This is a genomic window from Dyadobacter sp. 32 (assembly GCF_902506755.1).
Taxonomy (GTDB): Bacteria; Bacteroidota; Bacteroidia; order Cytophagales; family Spirosomataceae; genus Dyadobacter.
The window spans coordinates 276418-293359 of the sequence record NZ_LR735258.1 but is presented as its reverse complement, the minus strand read 5'-3'; the positions used below and the strand labels follow the sequence as shown (position 1 = coordinate 293359).

At 45.1% G+C, this 16942-nt stretch carries 15 protein-coding genes; 7 read left to right on the top strand and 8 right to left on the bottom strand.

What is annotated here, in order from left to right:
* Positions 1–14: 14 nt before the first annotated feature.
* The 3 genes from DYADSP32_RS01165 to DYADSP32_RS01155 all read right to left on the bottom strand — a co-directional run bounded on the left by DYADSP32_RS01165 (position 15) and on the right by DYADSP32_RS01155 (position 1355).
* Complete coding sequence (locus tag DYADSP32_RS01165; protein WP_149244411.1) at positions 15–443, bottom strand: PIN domain-containing protein; 429 nt, start codon at positions 441–443, stop codon at positions 15–17.
* Positions 440–697, bottom strand: a complete 258-nt coding sequence (locus DYADSP32_RS01160) for a DUF6364 family protein (protein ID WP_149244412.1) — start codon at positions 695–697, stop codon at positions 440–442. The genes DYADSP32_RS01165 and DYADSP32_RS01160 overlap by 4 nt, the downstream gene beginning before the upstream one ends.
* Positions 698–779: 82 nt before the next feature.
* Entirely contained in the window at positions 780–1355 is a 576-nt protein-coding gene (locus DYADSP32_RS01155) for a DUF1697 domain-containing protein (RefSeq protein ID WP_414617412.1), read from the bottom strand.
* 79 nt (positions 1356–1434) lie between these two features.
* Here DYADSP32_RS01155 and DYADSP32_RS01150 point away from each other — a divergent pair, with 79 nt between their 5' ends.
* From DYADSP32_RS01150 to DYADSP32_RS01120, 7 genes are all read left to right on the top strand, one after another.
* Positions 1435–1878 (top strand): cupin domain-containing protein, encoded by a 444-nt coding sequence (locus tag DYADSP32_RS01150; protein ID WP_149244414.1) that lies wholly within the window; start codon positions 1435–1437, stop codon positions 1876–1878.
* 81 nt (positions 1879–1959) lie between these two features.
* Complete coding sequence (locus DYADSP32_RS01145) at positions 1960–2370, top strand: VOC family protein (RefSeq protein WP_149244415.1); 411 nt, start codon at positions 1960–1962, stop codon at positions 2368–2370.
* A gap of 200 nt (positions 2371–2570) precedes the next feature.
* Positions 2571–3641 carry an ionic transporter y4hA gene (locus DYADSP32_RS01140; RefSeq protein WP_149244416.1) on the top strand — a complete coding sequence of 357 codons (1071 nt, stop codon included), beginning with the start codon at positions 2571–2573 and terminating at the stop codon, positions 3639–3641.
* 152 nt (positions 3642–3793) lie between these two features.
* Positions 3794–4612, top strand: a complete 819-nt coding sequence (locus DYADSP32_RS01135; protein WP_149244417.1) for a helix-turn-helix domain-containing protein — start codon at positions 3794–3796, stop codon at positions 4610–4612.
* 73 nt (positions 4613–4685) lie between these two features.
* Positions 4686–5180: a VOC family protein gene (locus DYADSP32_RS01130; RefSeq protein ID WP_149244418.1), complete on the top strand. Its 495-nt coding sequence runs from the start codon at positions 4686–4688 to the stop codon at positions 5178–5180.
* A 159-nt stretch (positions 5181–5339) separates the two neighbouring features.
* Entirely contained in the window at positions 5340–5864 is a 525-nt protein-coding gene (locus DYADSP32_RS01125) for a hypothetical protein (protein ID WP_414617411.1), read from the top strand.
* Between the two features lie 4 nt (positions 5865–5868).
* Positions 5869–6027, top strand: a complete 159-nt coding sequence (locus tag DYADSP32_RS01120; protein ID WP_414617410.1) for a hypothetical protein — start codon at positions 5869–5871, stop codon at positions 6025–6027.
* Positions 6028–6103: 76 nt separating this feature from the next.
* Here the strand turns inward: DYADSP32_RS01120 and DYADSP32_RS01115 are convergent, their stop codons facing one another.
* The 5 genes from DYADSP32_RS01115 to DYADSP32_RS01095 form a co-directional block, all read right to left on the bottom strand.
* Complete coding sequence (locus tag DYADSP32_RS01115; RefSeq protein WP_149244419.1) at positions 6104–8491, bottom strand: TIM-barrel domain-containing protein; 2388 nt, start codon at positions 8489–8491, stop codon at positions 6104–6106.
* Positions 8492–8653: 162 nt separating this feature from the next.
* Positions 8654–10561 (bottom strand): glycoside hydrolase family 44 protein, encoded by a 1908-nt coding sequence (locus tag DYADSP32_RS01110; RefSeq protein ID WP_149244420.1) that lies wholly within the window; start codon positions 10559–10561, stop codon positions 8654–8656.
* 97 nt (positions 10562–10658) lie between these two features.
* Positions 10659–11825, bottom strand: a complete 1167-nt coding sequence (locus DYADSP32_RS01105) for a glycan-binding surface protein (protein WP_149244421.1) — start codon at positions 11823–11825, stop codon at positions 10659–10661.
* A gap of 20 nt (positions 11826–11845) precedes the next feature.
* The gene (locus tag DYADSP32_RS01100; protein WP_149244422.1) at positions 11846–13471 is read right to left on the bottom strand and encodes a RagB/SusD family nutrient uptake outer membrane protein; all 1626 of its coding nucleotides are present in this window, start codon (positions 13469–13471) and stop codon (positions 11846–11848) included.
* Positions 13472–13510: 39 nt separating this feature from the next.
* A complete protein-coding gene (locus tag DYADSP32_RS01095; RefSeq protein ID WP_149244423.1) occupies positions 13511–16720 on the bottom strand; it encodes a SusC/RagA family TonB-linked outer membrane protein in 3210 nt (1069 codons plus the stop codon).
* Positions 16721–16942: the final 222 nt, after the last annotated feature.

The following is a 16942-nucleotide window of genomic DNA, read 5'->3' as shown; positions in this document are numbered from 1 at the left end:
TATCTTTACTGGAATCAAAGGTGTTGTTTTCTTAGTTTTAAATAGTCACTCGGTGTCAATACGGCGACCGCGCTTTTGCGAAAATCACGTACATTTCTGGTAATGATGACTCGGATGTCATCACTCCCCTCAACTGCATAGTTTTGCAGAGCATCATCAAAATCGGTAACATTGTCAGAATGTAAGGCGGCAAGTACTGCACGTCCATCAATCACTAGCAGTCGAGTAAAAGAAAAAAGCCTTCTCAATTGACTAATTGCAGTTTGTCGATCTGAAATTCTACGGAGCAAATAATACAAATTGCTATAAATCACCGGAGTTACATAACCAACAATTTCTCCGTTCTCACATAAAGACAATATTTTTGACGCATCTTCTGAAAATGGTGTTCGGTCAAGAAAAAAATCCATCAGCACATCCGAATCGAGCAAAATGTTTTTCATTTTGAAAGATATTTCTCTGCCAGCGCATTGCTAAGCTCTTCCTTGTAATTAAAGCTTTCAGGCGCTTTGAATGAGCCTCGTAATGACTTTACAATTGGAGTGAGCTCAATGTTTTCCTCTGGTGGAGTGTCGCTGGTAATCATTTTGAAGTAATTTTCAACCAAATCGGATAGACTTCTTCCGTTTAGTTTTGCATGGTTTTTTGCTCTATCGATAACAGAGGCTTCCAGTACCAAGGTCAGTTTTACATTCATATTGCCAGTCCAAGAAAATGATACATCATAAATACACGTGTAAAAATAACATATTTAACACGTAAGCTGTTCAAAGTTAAAACTAATTCTCAACTAACTCCACCAGCTTATTCACCGTTTTCCAATTTCTGGTAGTTGCCTTTGTTTTCAATTTATTTTCGAAGAAATTATTGTTCAATTTGGTTGTGCCGTACCCTACTGGGCAATGTAGGTATACTGATTTACCAATTACAATGAACTCATCGGGATGGTACTTTACAGGATCAATTCCTGCAACCAGTTCCTCGTCCGGTATATTTTCGAGGAATGTAACGTGCAAAGCGGCAGGGTCAATCTCGGGGCGCTGAATATAAGGATTTGCGTCCCGGATATGTACCAACTCGCCTATTCCCATCACCAGAACCGGAATATCAAAACCAAAATCTTCGATGATCTGATCATGTATTCGTTTTGCTAACACAGCAGATTCAGCCGTTGGCGCGTCAAATACCAAATTCCCACTCTGGATATAAGATCTTACTGCTTCAAATTCTAAACTTTCAAATGACTTCACCAGAGCAGGCATTTTGATCATATTCTTGCCACTTACATTGATGCCTCTCAGTACGGCCACATAGGTACTTGTTATCTTTTCCGACATGATGGGGATTCTTTCCATTTGATTCTGCATTGTAAAGGTAAACTAACAAATTATCAGTCTTCTAACAAAGAACTTACCTCAATCAAAACCGGATACCATGATTACTAAAAGAGATGTCATCGTTGCCTCCCTCACCATGGGATTGACCGTTACGGTCATGTTTGCCAATTCGAAAGTAAAAGTATTGGACTCGGCCATATTCGACTGGAACGACGTGGAAGTGAAAACTACAAAAACAGGTGCAGTGCGCACATTCTTCCGCTCTGCCACCGCCACACTCGACGAGTTGGAATGCCACGTTACAACACTCAACCCTGGCGACACCTCGCACCCGCCGCACAAACATCCGGAAGAAGAAGTGATCATAATCAAAGAGGGTACCGTTGAAGCGCTGGTTAACGGGCAGATGAAGCGTGTTGGGCCCGGATCGGTCATTTTTCAGGCGTCGAATCAGATGCATGCCATACGAAACGTAGGTACCACGCCAACCACCTATCATGTCTTTAGCTGGCATTCGCCGGGAACTATGGCTAAGAAGTAGCAAGGTGACTTCCTTGGTACAAGAAACTAAAATCATCTTTTACCGCTTAATTAAAACAAGCGGACCAAAAAACATATAGAGATGAATAACGCCCCTCCAATGAAACTCGACATTTATATTAATTATCCCGGCCACTGTGGAGAAGCATTCCGATTTTACGAGGAACATCTGGAGGGCAAAATAAATACGGTAACACATCACCAACAGCCACCTCCCAATTTTCCAAAAGAATGGAAAAATCCAGTTCTTCACGCGACCATGGAAATAGGTGGCACCTTGCTCAGAGGGGCTGACATTCCAGGTGCCGAACCCATGCGGAGCGTGTATCTTACACTTCGTTTTGATTCGGCTGAGAAAGCAGAACACATCTATAACCTGCTCTCCCTTGATGGTGATATCTTTATGGCAATGGAAAAAACCTTTTTTGCAAATCGCTTTGCCATGCTACGCGATAAATTTGGAACGTCCTGGATGCTTCTCCATGACTTATAAAGGTCGTTCGTTTCAAGTTAGACGCGAAAATTTGGATATTGGATAATGAAAACGCGAATCAAGCGGTTTTTGCTGCTATCAATGTTACAGTATCGCAATTTTGAAAACGGATCAATGAATACCGGAGACATTTGGAATTTCCTAAGAAGTTTGACCAGGAGAATCTAAAACATCACATTACAAATTTTGATAAAATAATTATGATGCGACAATTGCTGCAATGGACAATTATCATCCCCACTCTGGCTTGGGGGCTTTTTTTCTCGGGTGTCATTCATGACAGTTACATCTTCCAAATCCTGGCAAGCGTACTGCTTATTTTAAGCGTCATGTCGGCGGTACATCATTCCGAGATCATTGCCCATAAAGTTGGAGAACCCTACGGGACCATAATTCTTGCGATTTCGATCACGGTTATCGAAGTCTCCATCATCATTTCACTGATGGTGTCGGGAGGAGAAGAGGCCGTTTCCCTGGCGAGAGATACTGTATATTCTGCAACGATGCTTATTCTGAACGGAATTGTAGGCTCCTGCCTCTTTATAGGAGGACTGAAACATCATGAACAGACTTTCTCCAAACATTCTGTGACCATAGCACTGGTCTCACTCATCTCCATAGTCGTTTTTACGCTGGTGGTTCCTACTTTCACCAAAAGTGTGCAGGGATCATACTACTCTACCCCTCAGCTCATATTTGCTTCCCTGGTTTGCCTCATTATTTATTCTTTCTTTTTGTTTGCCCAAACCAGCAGACACAGAGAATATTTTCTTTCAGCAGGAGGACATGAGCACGAAAATACAGACATCATTGGCAAACGAATGGTCATAACGAGCTTTCTCTTTCTGCTCGTCAGCCTGGGAATTGTAGTGCTCCTAGCCAAGACGCTTTCCCCTACCATTGAAAGTATTATTATCAGTTACAATTTACCATTGACCCTGGTGGGGGTGGTTATTGCCGCAATAATACTCTTGCCCGAAGGAATCGCAGCAATCATGGCAGCAAGGAAAAACAGACTTCAAACCAGTTTGAATTTATCGCTGGGATCGGCTTTGGCAAGTATAGGCTTAACCATTCCGAGTGTGGCAATTGTTTGTATCGTCTACGATATGAAAATTATTTTAGGACTGGATGTTAAATCCATCATTCTGTTGGGACTTTCCGTGTTTACAGTGATGCTTTCATTAAGTAGCGGCCGGACAAATATCGTTTATGGTGTAGTGCTTTTAGTCAATTTGATCGCATTCATATTCCTGATCATTTACCCCTAAAATACGAAGAATGTCCATTCTTGTGATTTGTATTCTGCATACCCGTGAAGTTTATGGCTCGTATCAGTGGCTGGGCCGAATGCCTCACTAACAGCTATAAATCTATTTATCAAGCATCTATCGAAACGTAGAATCAACATAGCTTGCCAACAATGACCTACGACACATTCCAGCCCCATCCGGATCTAGCTTCCCTTGTTAAATGCTACTGGACCTTGGAGGTCCCGCCCGCTGCGGATTCTCAAAGGCAACGGATCGTACCGGATGGCTGTATAGAAATGATATTTACCCTAGGTGACGATATAAAACGGTACACATCGGCAGACGAATTTATTATCCAGCCGCGCGCCATGATCCTGGGGCAGACCATTGAGCCATTCTTTATAGAGCCAACCGGTTATGTAAACGCATTCGCCGTTCGCTTTTATCCCTACGGATTTACAAGCTTCGTGACAGCATCCCTTCACAGCCTGGCAAATAAAGAAACACCTTTGGAACTGCTATTCGGAGACACTCCGGCAGCTGAGCTGGAACAAAAAATAATCCCCGCCACAGATGCAAAAGAAAGGATACAAATTGTGGAAGAATTCCTCTTTACGAAGTTGAAAAGCGAAATTACCATCGACAACATCGTAAAATCAACCGTAGGAGCTTTACTTGAAACGAACGGAGTTGCGCCAATCAAATCCATCCTCAAAGATGACCCTTCAAAAAGAAGGCAACTTGAAAGGAAATTTCTTAATCAGGTCGGAATCAGTCCTAAGCAAATGGGCAGGGTAATACGGTTACAGACTGCACTGAAAATGCTGCTTAACCGGCAATCCGACAGCCTGACAAGTATTGCCTATGAAAGCGAGTACTATGACCAGGCACATTTCAACAAAGATTTCAGGGAATTTACGGGAATAAATCCTAAGGAATTTCTGGGTCACGAAAACATGGAACTTTCATCCATTTTCTATGCTGATTAGGTCTGTGTCGCATTTTTACAATTTTGAGATTAGACATGACCGTACATTTGAATCTGAACAAACCCATCGAGAAATGAAAAAGGTAATTCTGAGTTCCATGATCGTGCTTTCGGCTGTTTTGCACTCCTGCACGGCTAAAAAAGAGTCGGGCTCTGAGAGCACAAAAGTTGACTCAACCGCCATCCAAACTGCTAAAAAAATGAAAAATCTTGTTTCAATAGTCGAAATTCCCGTTTCCGATTTCAAAAGAGCGGTCGCTTTTTATCAAATCATTCTGGACATAAAGATCGAAGAAATGGACATGGGCGGAGTACAAATGGGCGTTTTGCCTGGAAATGGTGAAACTGTGAATGTAGTACTTGCCAAGGGTGGCGATTACAAACCCACCACAGATGGCGCACTCATCTATCTGAATGCCGGTGAAGATTTGCAAGCCGTAGCAGCCAGGATAGAAGCGAACGGCGGGAAAATACTTGTACCTAAAACCGAGATCAGTCCTGAAATGGGTTTCTTTGCGTTGTTCGCGGATACGGAAGGGAATAAGCTGGGGTTACACTCTGTTAATTGAACAACCAAAACAAGCAATTCCTAGACCATTAAGCAATCTGCTTAACTACGTAAATGAACAATACCGACTCATTGAACAAATGGTAGACAATATCAAGGCCTGTAACAACTATTATTCCTGGTCATTTGCCAAAAAGGCTAGATTTTAGTAAATTGCTTTGTGAAAACGTTGCAAAATAAAGGACTTAACTTTTTAGTTGATAAGTTAACGAACTCTATCGAAAACACTTTGACTGGTGAAATTTTTGACACAGAAATTTCCCGGTTGACCAGTTCAGATGTCAAACAAATTAAAAAATCACATTGGCAGTTTGATTGGATCAGGGAGTTAAAAGATCATACAAAAGAGGTTTATAGCCTGACCACTGTTAATAATCCGACAATTATTCAAGGACTTTTAAGCATAGAGGACAAGGACGATCACGTTTTTATGCACCTGATTGAGAGTGCAAAATTCAATAAAGGAAAAGACAAAGTCCATTTTGGTGTTCCGGGAAACCTGGTTGCTTATGCTTGCAAAGTGTCAATGGACAAGGGCTTTGAAGGCTTCCTCGCTTTTGATGCAAAATCATCACTAATTAAACATTATCAACAATCGCTTTTTGCGACTCACTTCAGGGGGCTAAGAATGTTCATTGAAACCGATGCCGCATTAAGACTTATTTCTCAATATTTTAAAAGCTAAAATCATGGGACTCATTAAAGAACCAAAGCATATAGACTTATCTACGAAATCTGAGCCTTGGTCGGAACAAGAACTTGCAGATTTCAGAAAAATTATGAAAGAAATCAAAGATAAAAACGCGAAACGTACGGTATATATTTCGAAAGTAAAAGACACCAAGTAACAGCCCGGTCAAGGCTTTTAATTCACGGTAACGCCTAAGCACAAAGTAATTTTTCCCTCTCTACCCTTGAATTACACTACCGTACCACCCAATTCACCTCCCCCCCAAAAGGATCCTGGCTAACCACCAATTTTTTACCTTTTCTGGTCAGTAAAACCTCTTTCACCAGATTATCCGAGGGTAAACAGACCTTCACCGCTAACGTACCAGACCCAGCACCAAAACTGACCAGCTCGATATTCTTCCAATCAATGTCATTGGTTGACTGCGCTACTTTGACGTGTGGCAACACGGCACCTTCACGCACCACCATGATCACTTCAATTTCCCCGGCAGCAATTTCGTGCCAGCCGGCTTCATATTTCTTGCCTGTCTGGTAATCTACCCATTTCCCCTTTGGCAAATAGACCTGCCGGGTTTTTGAGGATTCAAAAAACGGTGCTACCAGAATATCAGACCCCAGCATATACTGGTTATCAATTTGCCATGCTCCAGGATCATTGGGAAACTCAACAAATAAGGCACGCACCATGGCCAACCCCTTCTCCGAGGCAATTTTCGACTGGGTGTAAATGTAGGGCATCAGCTTATATTTCATCTCGACTACTTTTCTGAAATAGTTCTGAAATTCCTCGCCATATTCCCAAGGCTCCTTGGGTGCTTGTCCGTGTGTACGTGTGTGGGAGCTGAGCAGTCCCATGGGTAACCAGCGACGGTAAAGATCCTCTGGGGTCTTCATGGTGAACCCGCCAATATCATGACTCCAGAAAGTAAAGCCCGACAATCCCAAAGACAAACCGCCGCGAAGCTGGGCCTCCATTCCTTTGTTGGTCGTTTCGGCATCACCCCCCCAGTGAATCGGGTAACGCTGACTTCCCGCCCAGGTACTTCTGGCCCAGATAATACGGTCGCCCGTGAGCTTTTTGGTCAGATCAGAAACAATTTTGTTGTAGCGGAGCGGATATAAATTGTGCTCATAGAAACCTGTGCGCCCGGAAGCATACACGCCCGACAATGGCGCAGCTTCACCAAAATCGACCTTAATGGCCGATACACCCAGTTTCAGCAACCCTCCAATTTTATCCTCGTACCACTTGATGGTGCTGGTGTTGGAGAAGTCCAGTACGGCATCTTCATACGGAATGCTCCCGTTGGCGTTTTTCACCGCCAATCCCTGTGCAACAATTTCAGGATACAGATCATTTTTCGGGACGAAGTAGGGCAGCTGCCAAAGCGAAGTACGGAAGCCCTGCTTTTTGAGATCAGCAATCATTCCGGCGGGATCCTTGAAGCGGCTTGGAGCAAACTTGTAATCACAGCGCCAATCGGTTTCAAACCAGCCTGTATCGAAATGTATCACATCGGATGGAATCCTGTTTTTGCGCAGATTTTCAGCCACATTTCTTCCATCCTGTTCCGAAAAATAGGTAATACGGCTCATCCAAAGCCCAAACGACCACAACGGTGGCATGGGCGCTTTGCCGGTAAGATCGGTGTAGGCATCCAGGATTTCCTTCGGATCACCCAGAAAAATAAAAAGATCCAGATTTTCGTCGCCGATCTGCATGGCGTTAGACTCTCCGTAAGTTGCACCAAAGTCGCAGGTAATGGGTGATGTGGTGTGCATGAACATACCATAACCGCGGGAACTAAGGTAAAAGGGAATCGGCTTGTACATCGTTTGGGTTTCCACACCATTGGGATCATGCGCCCACAGTACGATTATCTGACCGTTCTTATCCAGTTTTGTAAAAGACTCGCCACATCCAAATATTTTCTCATCCGGCGAAAGTGAAAAGACAGCAGCCACGCTGCGGGAATAATCTGATGCACGCCTTACAAAAGCAAATGGTAGCGTGGGGGTGTATGATGCTTTACCATCCGCCTTACCACGGGTTTGTGTCAAAATCTTGCCCTGCGCATCCCGAACCAACACTTTCCAGGGATTTTCATAGATCGTTACAGAGCCAAAAGCACCCGTATACCGATGTCCTCCGTTCACTTTACTGTACTTCCAGGATTTGTCAGAGGCAGGTTCAGCAACCAGCATCAGTGAAGGTTCGGCGATCTGTTTCTGAGTACTTGTGTTTGCCCGAATCCGTATGGTTCGTGGCGAAGTAAATTCGAGCAAAAATGGCAAAACGGGATCCTGGGCGTATTCAATAGCCGGAAACTCATTGCTGTGTGAGCGCTTATAGCTCAGCATGGAATTATCGAAATTGTGGGCAGAAAATGCCTCGTGCCTCTTCCATTTGAGCTGTCCGGCACCCGTTTCCGGATCGAAGGAGGCCAGACTGTCGGCAAAGAATATCGTGTTTGAAAAATCCCTGAAGTCCCCGCTCACATCTACGGGTTCATTGATAAGCTTGCTGTGCTGCGCAAACACACTGGTACTCGCAAAGCATAGCGCCAGCACGAAGGAAATCAAAATAGGTTTTCCAGGAAATTTTATTGGGTACATCATGTTCAATTCAAAAAAATTCAATAAGTAGCTTACTTTATATGCCTCCAGCCGTCAGATCTCGGCCAGAATCACCTAATTATTCCTACATTTTACGGATCCATGTCAGTCGGCAACAATCTGTTTCCTCCCGGATGTGGCTGCTGATCACGGAAAGCCAAAATACTATTGCGCCACAATCCTTTTGACCGCAATTTTATCCTTTCCCACGAGCCTGATCACATGGACACCTTCTGACATTCCGGGGTGAATCACAACCTCCCGTTGTCCGTTTTTCAAGGTATTCTGAAAGAAAATCTTCCCGCTCCCGTCTAAAATTTCGAGTTTTTGGTAATCACCATCCCCCCATTTTACCGTCACGGTGTCCCAGGCAGGATTGGGATATACATTTATTTCAGGCTCCGGAACGGTCGTGGCACCAAGAATTGTTCCCCCACCCCGCAACACCACCGTACTCAGAGACATGGCCGGAAGTGATACGTTCAGTACATTGCCCGAAGGGTTCAATTCCGATTTTTTTAGTGCATTCTGGATATGCGATTTGAAGGTTTCGGTAGCTGGCAATTGCGACAAGGTGTATATAACTGCTTTTTCCTGAACCGGTGTAAAATGTGCTAACTGAATGCGTACAGCCTGGCTCTGGTCCGGTGAGCGGTTGACCAATACCACGGTCATCGAATCTTTTGCTGCATTTACCGTCGGGTAGGCAGATACTAAAGTCTCGTTCGCTGAGACGCCACCAACCGAAAATTTGTGATTGTAACGACTGAACAAATGCAATGTCTCCCACATACCCGGTTTCCATGACCATGGTGTGAAGATTTCCACATCATTCTTCATAAACTCTCCCAGCGTAGACGCGTACCATACCGCAGTGACGGTGGACTCTATACTGTCATCAATCCCGGTTTCGGTCAGTCCGAATGTAACGCCGTGACCGGCTCCGAGATATTTTAGTAACCAGTCATTACAACGGGCAAAAATGTACTCTTTGGTCTGGCTGTTGTCATAACTTCCGCTAACATTTTTCACCCCATTGGCTTCCGGGAAATTATAAGTCCGGTCGAAATAAACGCGATGCAACTGCACCACCTCTTCAGTTTTTTTTGTGGAGGGGTAGAAGTGAATATCCAGCACATCGAGTAATCTTACTCCACTTGCTTTCTGTTCCTCGGCTATTGATTTAATAAAAAATTCCAGCCAGGGATAGTTTTTACCGTTGTCAGAAACAGTGGTATTGGTCCAGTTGTACCATTGCCATTCATTGGCGGTCACGGGACCTACCAGTTTGATATCCGGAAATTTATGCCTTACTTTTTTCGCCAGATCTACATAGCGTTTCATAAATTCCTGGGCAGAAATTTGTGTGGGCATTACATCGTCGTGTGTACCCAACCATATTTCTGGCTCATTGTCCATGTTCCAATAACGAATACCACTTTTGTTCAATCCTATCCCTCCTGCCCCAAACCAGTGATCAAGGATTCCCGCAGCAGAGTCCGCCGGCCATTTTTCCAGATACAAATTGATATCCCCCTCCTTTTTAGCTTTTACTCCAGATGCATTGGGCACTCCATTACCGGCAAGGTTTTGGTTGACCCCTTCCCACCACTGCGACTTGTTGTAATCCCAATCTGCAAAATTTGCCGCATTAGTCCTGGCAGCATATCCGAGCAATGGAAACGCCCACATGCCTTGTGCCATTGGAAAATTCTTTTGCAGGGTTTGGGCCGCCTGATCCCAGTTATTGGTGTACACATTGTTATACCAGTCGGGATGACTGCTTAGTTTACGGCGCCAGTTGTACTTACTACTGTTATTGCCACCACTTTCCCTAAAGAAAGTCACGCCTGCATCGCGTAACCTGATGAGATCTTCCTCTGGCAAAGTCCAGTTTGGATTGGTCGATGAAAACGAATTATTACGGCCATACAGATAGGGAGAAACTTGCCTGAGTGCATCATCCGCATCAATCTGTATTGTAATCTGGGCGGAAGCGCAGTTAAGAAAGATCTGTATCAAAAAGATCGACCATACACTCAGCCGTAAAACCTGAATTAAATGCTTGTGCATTTTAAATATTTTTTTCATGCAAAGAAGGAAAGCAAGGCAGAAAGAAACTTATGCTTTTTTGCGTATTGCTCACCTTCTTTGCGTGAACCTTTTTAACCTATTTCGCTACGATCCGGAAGTTATCGACGCTTCCATTAAAAGAAGCGATTTCTACATCGGGGGTGTTGAACAACACTTTCAGATCGGTTACTTTTGAAACGTCCGCAATGCTCGCTCCCGACGCATTCTTAAATTCACTCAATTCGATGACGGCTGTTTTCCAGCCATTGGTCTGGTAACCTGTTGCCCCAAATTCTGTTGAGTTCCACGGCTGATAGGCATACGCGTATTCTGTCCCTCCTGCGGTAATGGTGATGTCATATTTACCAGCTTTCCAGGGTTCCACAATATTATGTTCAAACTTAAACTGTCGATCTGCCGCAGCTCCTACGGGCAGCTTAAACTCGAAATAACAGGTAGAAAATACCCAGGCATCGTTATAGCCTGTCTTTGGAAGTTTGGTTTCTTTGATTCTTGCATATTTACCTGCGATAGCACCGGCGTCTGTTGCTTTCACAATGGGCATTCCGCCCCAGCAAACCTCTGATCCCCAGGTTGTAGCCGGCACATCAAAATTGACCATGTGCGCCGTGGTATCATTCATTTTGAATCTGGTTTTAGCAGTCCCAAATTCTCCTTCAATGGTTAAATAGTCGATAGTTCCTGTTGCGGGCATCTTCGCCGTAATTTGCTTCACGGTGCTGCTGAGTATGGTCAGGTTCGTTGAGCCCAGTTTCACCGACTTGATATTATAAAAATAATCACCGTTGATAACCACCGTTCCATTGGGTTTCACAAATTCAGAGTAAAGTCCCGCTAGAACCGGACTTGGTGAAGTCAGACTAAAATCGTAGGTCGCTTCTCCGCCATTGGTCAACACCCTGATTTTATTGGATACACCTGGCTCCACAGCCTTAGTGGGTGCATTGGCCGGAATGGTAACAATAATATTACTATTGCTTCCCAAAGCCGAATTGAATGTTGCTTCAAAGTCATTGAAATACACCTTCAAAACACTTCCCAGGTTTTGCCCCTGAATCACGATAAGACTTCCTGGCAATGCGCCATTAAGCGAACTATCTGCTTTTGTGGGGTCAAGTAAGCGAACGTTGCTGATCATAGGCGCAGCGTCCATTTCATCCGTATTACAGCTCTGGATGGCTAACAGCATGGCTGCCGCAACCACTAATCCCAGACCTGCCTTAAATATATTCTTAAAATTCATGTCGAAAATCAGTTAAGTGGTTAGTCAACTATTTTGCTAAAATCAAATGCGACAGGCTCATTTTTCAGTGAGGGCGCGTTGATGATTTCTGCTTCCGGGAATGGCAAATACAGTGTGCTAGCCGTCAACGGATAAAATTCAGCAGGTGAATAGGTTACGGTGTACTTTCTTGGATTGACAGATCCTGCCACATAAGTCATCGTGTAGTTTTCCTTGTGCTGAGCCGCTGTGTAAGCTATTGCTTTGGAAGGATTGAAATAGTACAAACGCACGATCTCGTTCCAGGAGTTACCCTCGAAAACCGTCTCAATCCTTCTTTCCTTGAAAATATCATCAAAAGTGAGCGAAGTCTTTGCGGCTAGCCCGGCTCTTTTACGAACTGCGTTCACGTATTCCAGCGCTTTAGGGTCAGAAGTCGTGGCGTTATTGCCCAGTACCGCGTCGGCATAGATCAAATATACCTCAGCCAGCCGCAGCATGTAAGAATTGATATTAGCAGACATAAACCCTCCCAGGCCACCGTTATCAGCTGGTGAACCTATGATGTACTTTTTGATTGCCGCCAATGCACCCGGCCTGTCGTATTTAAGTCCGCCGGTGGCTTTTTTCAATTCCGGGTACACGTCACCATCAAACATTCCAATAGCCTTTCTTCTTAAAGAATCTGCAGGATTTTCGGTAAAATACTTTACTAGATCCGCCGAAACGCCCTGTGCTGCTCCCCATCCATCACCAGTTCCGGTAATGGCCGACTCATACGCGAAGTATGCCTGAAAGGAATTATTGATACCCCATGGACTACTGATCGGCATCCATTGCAATGAGAACAGGCTTTCGGGATTGTTCTTAGAGCTGTTGTTATTGGCACTTAAAAACAGTTCTGCATAAGTCGGCGCCAGCGTAAGTCCACTTTTTGTGATCACACTTTCCGCGTAATACTTCGCACTGTCGAGATCTGACTGATTGCGGGTTCCGTTCTGGTTCAACCCGGCGCGCATCAGATACATACGGGCCAGCATACCTTCAGCCGAATATTTGGTGAGACGCCCCTGCTCGGCTGTTGCCGGTAAGTTTGCGGCTGCAAAGCGGTAGTCCTGGATAACCAGTTTCCACACATCTTCAATTTTGTTCCGGGCCGGTGGTTCGTTAAGCTGGGCCACGTTATCATACACAATGGGCACGGCACCCCAGTTTGTTACCAGATAGTAGTAGGCCGTTGCCCGCATGAAACGACATTCGCCAAGTCCCTGCCCTTTTACTGCTGCGGACGCTGTGCTACCGGTTGCCCCTTTTATCGCTTTGTAAGCGTTGTTACTCTGCGCAATTATTTTGTAAAAAGATTTGTAACCTGGCAAGAGCGTACCTGCATCCGTGGATGCAATGGCATGTTTAATGTATGCGGTACGGTCGTTGGAGTTCAGGTTTCCGGCACGCGCTTCCTGGAAAGCCATGTTGGCCTTGTCGTTGAAATCAAACCAGACGATGTTGTACAGCGGTGCGGTACCGGCCAAAATCTCCTCATCGGTTTTGTAAAAGTTACCAGAAGTAAGTGCATCCAGTGGCGGACGGTCCAGAAAATCTTCGCTGCATCCCTGAGTGAGCATCAATGCTCCAATGGCGGCTATGAGTTTTATCTTGAATTGCATATGGAATATTTTTGAATTTGAATAGAATTTCAGCCGGGATTAAAAATCAGCCAGCAGCCCGAAAGAATACATACGAACCGATGGGTAACGTCCGGTGTCGATACCAGCCATGACGGTTCCGCCATAATTCACCATACCAATCTCAGGATCATATCCTTTGTATTTGGTGATTGTAAACAGGTTCTGGGCGCCTACTGATGCTTTCAATCCTCTGATGAAGGAGTCTTTAAGCAGCGATTTTGGGAAATTGTAGCTGAGCGTGATATTTTTAAGCCGCACGTAAGATCCATCTTCGATAAAATTGGTGCTCATCCGGTTGTTTCCATTCGGATCACCCGGTGCAATGCGTGGAATTACGTAGCCTGGATTGGTAAGTGTTACGGTTTCTGCGTCGGCCACGTTGTAGCTGCTTGGTTTGGCATAGTTGGCAACGGACAACCACTGGTTTCCAAACACACCGCCATTACCTGGTACTTCGGCGCGGTAACGCGGGTAGTTCAACACGTCGTTTTTAAAGCTACCGGTGAGAAATGCGTTCAATTCAAAATTATTGTACGTCACATTGTTGTTCAATCCCAGGGTAAACTTGGGCCATGGATTACCGATCACGGTTCGGTCTTCGGCGTCAATCACGCCATCGCTGTTCAGATCACGGAATTTGGTATCTCCCACCCATGTTCCAGTTGCGGGGTTAATCGTAAGCTGTCCATTCGAAGTCTGGATCGCATGATTTTTGATGTCATTGGCATCCTGGAAAATCCCGTCCGCAATATAGCCTGTGATCATACTGGCCGGCTGGCCGACCTCTGTTCTGAAACCGACTGCACTAGCGTTCCAGATAGGCGTGATCGGGTTCAAGAGTGAAGTAACCTTGTTACGGTCGAATGACAGGTTGATGCCCGTTTTCCAATAAACGCCACCTTTATCAATATTCACGGTATTTAACGTAAAACCGATACCCTTGTTCTTCATAGAGCCCGCGTTAACCGAAGGCCAGCTCAGATAACCCGACGACCAGGCGATGTCTCCGCCATAGGTAAAGGGATAGGAGTTCACGGTGATCAGGCTGGTGATGTTTTTGATGTACGCATCCACGATCAGCTCAACACGGTTTCCGAACATATGCAGATCCATACCGGCATTGATCACGTCATCTTTTTCCCAGGTCAGGAATTCGTTGGCAAAATTTGACGCCAGAAAACCTGTTCCCCAGCCCGTTGGCACCGCCTGAAGGGTAGAGTAAATGGCGTTCCCACCGCTTCCCTGGTTCCCGGAGCGTCCAACTTCGAATCTGAATTTCAGGTCATTTATCTCATTGATACCTTTCAGGAATGCTTCTTCGGAAGCACGCCATGCCACGGATACGGCTGGGAAATTACCCCACCGGCGTCCTTCACGGAAAGCAGACGAGCCATCCATTCTGTATGTACCCTGTAAAAAGTATTTGTCATTGTAACTGTAATTCAAACGGGCAAAATAAGACTCCCGCGAACCTGCTCCTTTTCCGCTGTTATTGCTCACATTGGATATCACCGATCCGTCTCCGCCTGAAAGTTCCTCAATGGTATTGGTAATAAATTTCTTACGCGTTCCGGTCAGGGACTCGTAGGTAAACTGCTGGGCTTCATGCCCCGCCATTAAATTGATTCCGTGTTTTTTTAGTTTCAGATCGTAGGTTACACGGCTATGAAAACTCCACCAGGTGTTGGTATTCACCGAGCGCGTCGACGTAGCTGCATCCTGAGACACAACATATCCGCCAATGGTATAAGACGGGTGATAAGAATAATATTTCAAAAATTCAGAACTACCGTTCGCTTCGGTGTGCCAGGTAAGGTTTTTCAACAATTTTACATCTGCAAATAAGCTCCCCAAAATAGAAGTTCTGCGATTGTAGTCATTGTAGATCTTCGAGATCATCACCGGGTTGGTAAACTGGAACTGCGTGGTTGCAGGGCCGCCCCAGCTGCCATCGGGGTTCGTAACCGGTACGCCGGGGTTCTGATCCAAAGCGAGCTGAATGATCCCTCCGTTGTTGGTATTTACCTTTTCTTCCGTGAGGCCCACGTTCATATTGGCCCCTACTTTCAACCATTTACGCGTCTGGTTTTCGAGGTTCAGACGACCATTGTAACGTTTAAAGCCAGAGCCTTCCACAATGCCCTTCTGATTGAAATATTCACCCGAGAGATAATAAGTTGTCTTTTCAGTACCGCCGCTCAATCCGAGGGAATATTTCTGGAGCGTTGTCGGACGAAAAAGCGCGCTTTGCCAGTCGGTTCCTTTACCTAAAACCGACGGATCCGCAAATTCGGGATCTGTTGCTGTGCCACCAATGGCTGCCATTTCATTTCTGAATTGCGCGTATTGGCTCAGATCCATTACACCGATGTGCTTAGGTTCCGACTGGATGGTGACCAGTGAGTTAAATGATATTTTCGCCTCACCCGTCTTACCTCTTTTGGTTGTGATCATGACTACTCCATTGGCGCCCACCGCACCGTAAATGGCCGTCGCCGAAGGCCCCTGCAAAACGTTAATTGTCTCAATATCATCGGGATTAATACTTGAAAGAATATTAGAGAAGCCGGTCGGACGGTTATTGGGATCATCCCTCATGTTATCGGGCTTGATCTGTACTCCATCGATCACATACAGCGGCTGTGTCGTGCCGGTCAACGAGCTCAAACCGCGGATCAGTACCGATGGCGCAGCGCCTGGCTGACCCGAGTTCTGCTGAACCATTACGTTGGCAGCACGTCCCTGCAAACCCTGTTCTAGTGATGTATTGATGGTTTTGCTAAGATCCTTTCCGGACACCGTCACCTGCGAGCTGGACACATCCGTTTTTTTCATTTCACCATAACCCACTACCACTACTTCGTTCAGGTTAGCGATACTCTCTTTCATTCTGATCTCAACCTTTGTTTTGTTCCCAACATTGAGTTCTTTCGACTCAAACCCAATAAAGGAAAATACCAGCGTTGTCCCCGGCTTCAGCTCCAAAGAGAAGAATCCCTCCGTGTTGGTGGTGGTTCCCTGTGACGTTCCCTTTACAATCACACTCACTCCCGGGATCCCGTCATTTCCGGTTTCGGAGAGAACCGAGCCTGTCACCGTCTTCGCTGTTTCCTGAGCAAACGCGCTACCGATGGGCAGCAGCATTACAATCATCAGAAGCCTAAAAAACTTCATCATAGGTAACAAGCCTTGGTGTACCTGTTTTTTTGCGTACATGTTTTTTTGCATGTTGTTGTAGATTTTTTAAAATGCGTCAGTGAAATAAACTTGAATTATACATTTCCAATATTGGAGGGATGCCTGGCATCTTTTGGTATAAATCGAATTTAATCTTGGACAAATGTGATGGATAAATGATGACGGGTAGGGTATCAAATGTTTACAAATAGGGATTCACATGTAAACTGATGATAAAAAAGGCTTGTATTTTCTCTCTTTTTTTATGTTTTG

What these genes read in the sequence shown, in the direction of transcription:
- DYADSP32_RS01155 (WP_414617412.1), bottom strand. Translation starts at nt 1,355, where the DNA reads ATGGAAAGAATCCCCATCATGTCGGAAAAGATAACAAGTACCTATGTG.
- DYADSP32_RS01140 (WP_149244416.1), top strand. Translation starts at nt 2,571, where the DNA reads ATGATGCGACAATTGCTGCAATGGACAATTATCATCCCCACTCTGGCT.
- DYADSP32_RS01120 (WP_414617410.1), top strand. Translation starts at nt 5,869, where the DNA reads ATGGGACTCATTAAAGAACCAAAGCATATAGACTTATCTACGAAATCT.
- DYADSP32_RS01095 (WP_149244423.1), bottom strand. Translation starts at nt 16,720, where the DNA reads ATGCAAAAAAACATGTACGCAAAAAAACAGGTACACCAAGGCTTGTTA.
- DYADSP32_RS01115 (WP_149244419.1), bottom strand. Translation starts at nt 8,491, where the DNA reads ATGATGTACCCAATAAAATTTCCTGGAAAACCTATTTTGATTTCCTTC.
- DYADSP32_RS01105 (WP_149244421.1), bottom strand. Translation starts at nt 11,825, where the DNA reads ATGAATTTTAAGAATATATTTAAGGCAGGTCTGGGATTAGTGGTTGCG.
- DYADSP32_RS01165 (WP_149244411.1), bottom strand. Translation starts at nt 443, where the DNA reads ATGAAAAACATTTTGCTCGATTCGGATGTGCTGATGGATTTTTTTCTT.
- DYADSP32_RS01160 (WP_149244412.1), bottom strand. Translation starts at nt 697, where the DNA reads ATGAATGTAAAACTGACCTTGGTACTGGAAGCCTCTGTTATCGATAGA.
- DYADSP32_RS01110 (WP_149244420.1), bottom strand. Translation starts at nt 10,561, where the DNA reads ATGCACAAGCATTTAATTCAGGTTTTACGGCTGAGTGTATGGTCGATC.
- DYADSP32_RS01145 (WP_149244415.1), top strand. Translation starts at nt 1,960, where the DNA reads ATGAATAACGCCCCTCCAATGAAACTCGACATTTATATTAATTATCCC.
- DYADSP32_RS01150 (WP_149244414.1), top strand. Translation starts at nt 1,435, where the DNA reads ATGATTACTAAAAGAGATGTCATCGTTGCCTCCCTCACCATGGGATTG.
- DYADSP32_RS01135 (WP_149244417.1), top strand. Translation starts at nt 3,794, where the DNA reads ATGACCTACGACACATTCCAGCCCCATCCGGATCTAGCTTCCCTTGTT.
- DYADSP32_RS01130 (WP_149244418.1), top strand. Translation starts at nt 4,686, where the DNA reads ATGAAAAAGGTAATTCTGAGTTCCATGATCGTGCTTTCGGCTGTTTTG.
- DYADSP32_RS01100 (WP_149244422.1), bottom strand. Translation starts at nt 13,471, where the DNA reads ATGCAATTCAAGATAAAACTCATAGCCGCCATTGGAGCATTGATGCTC.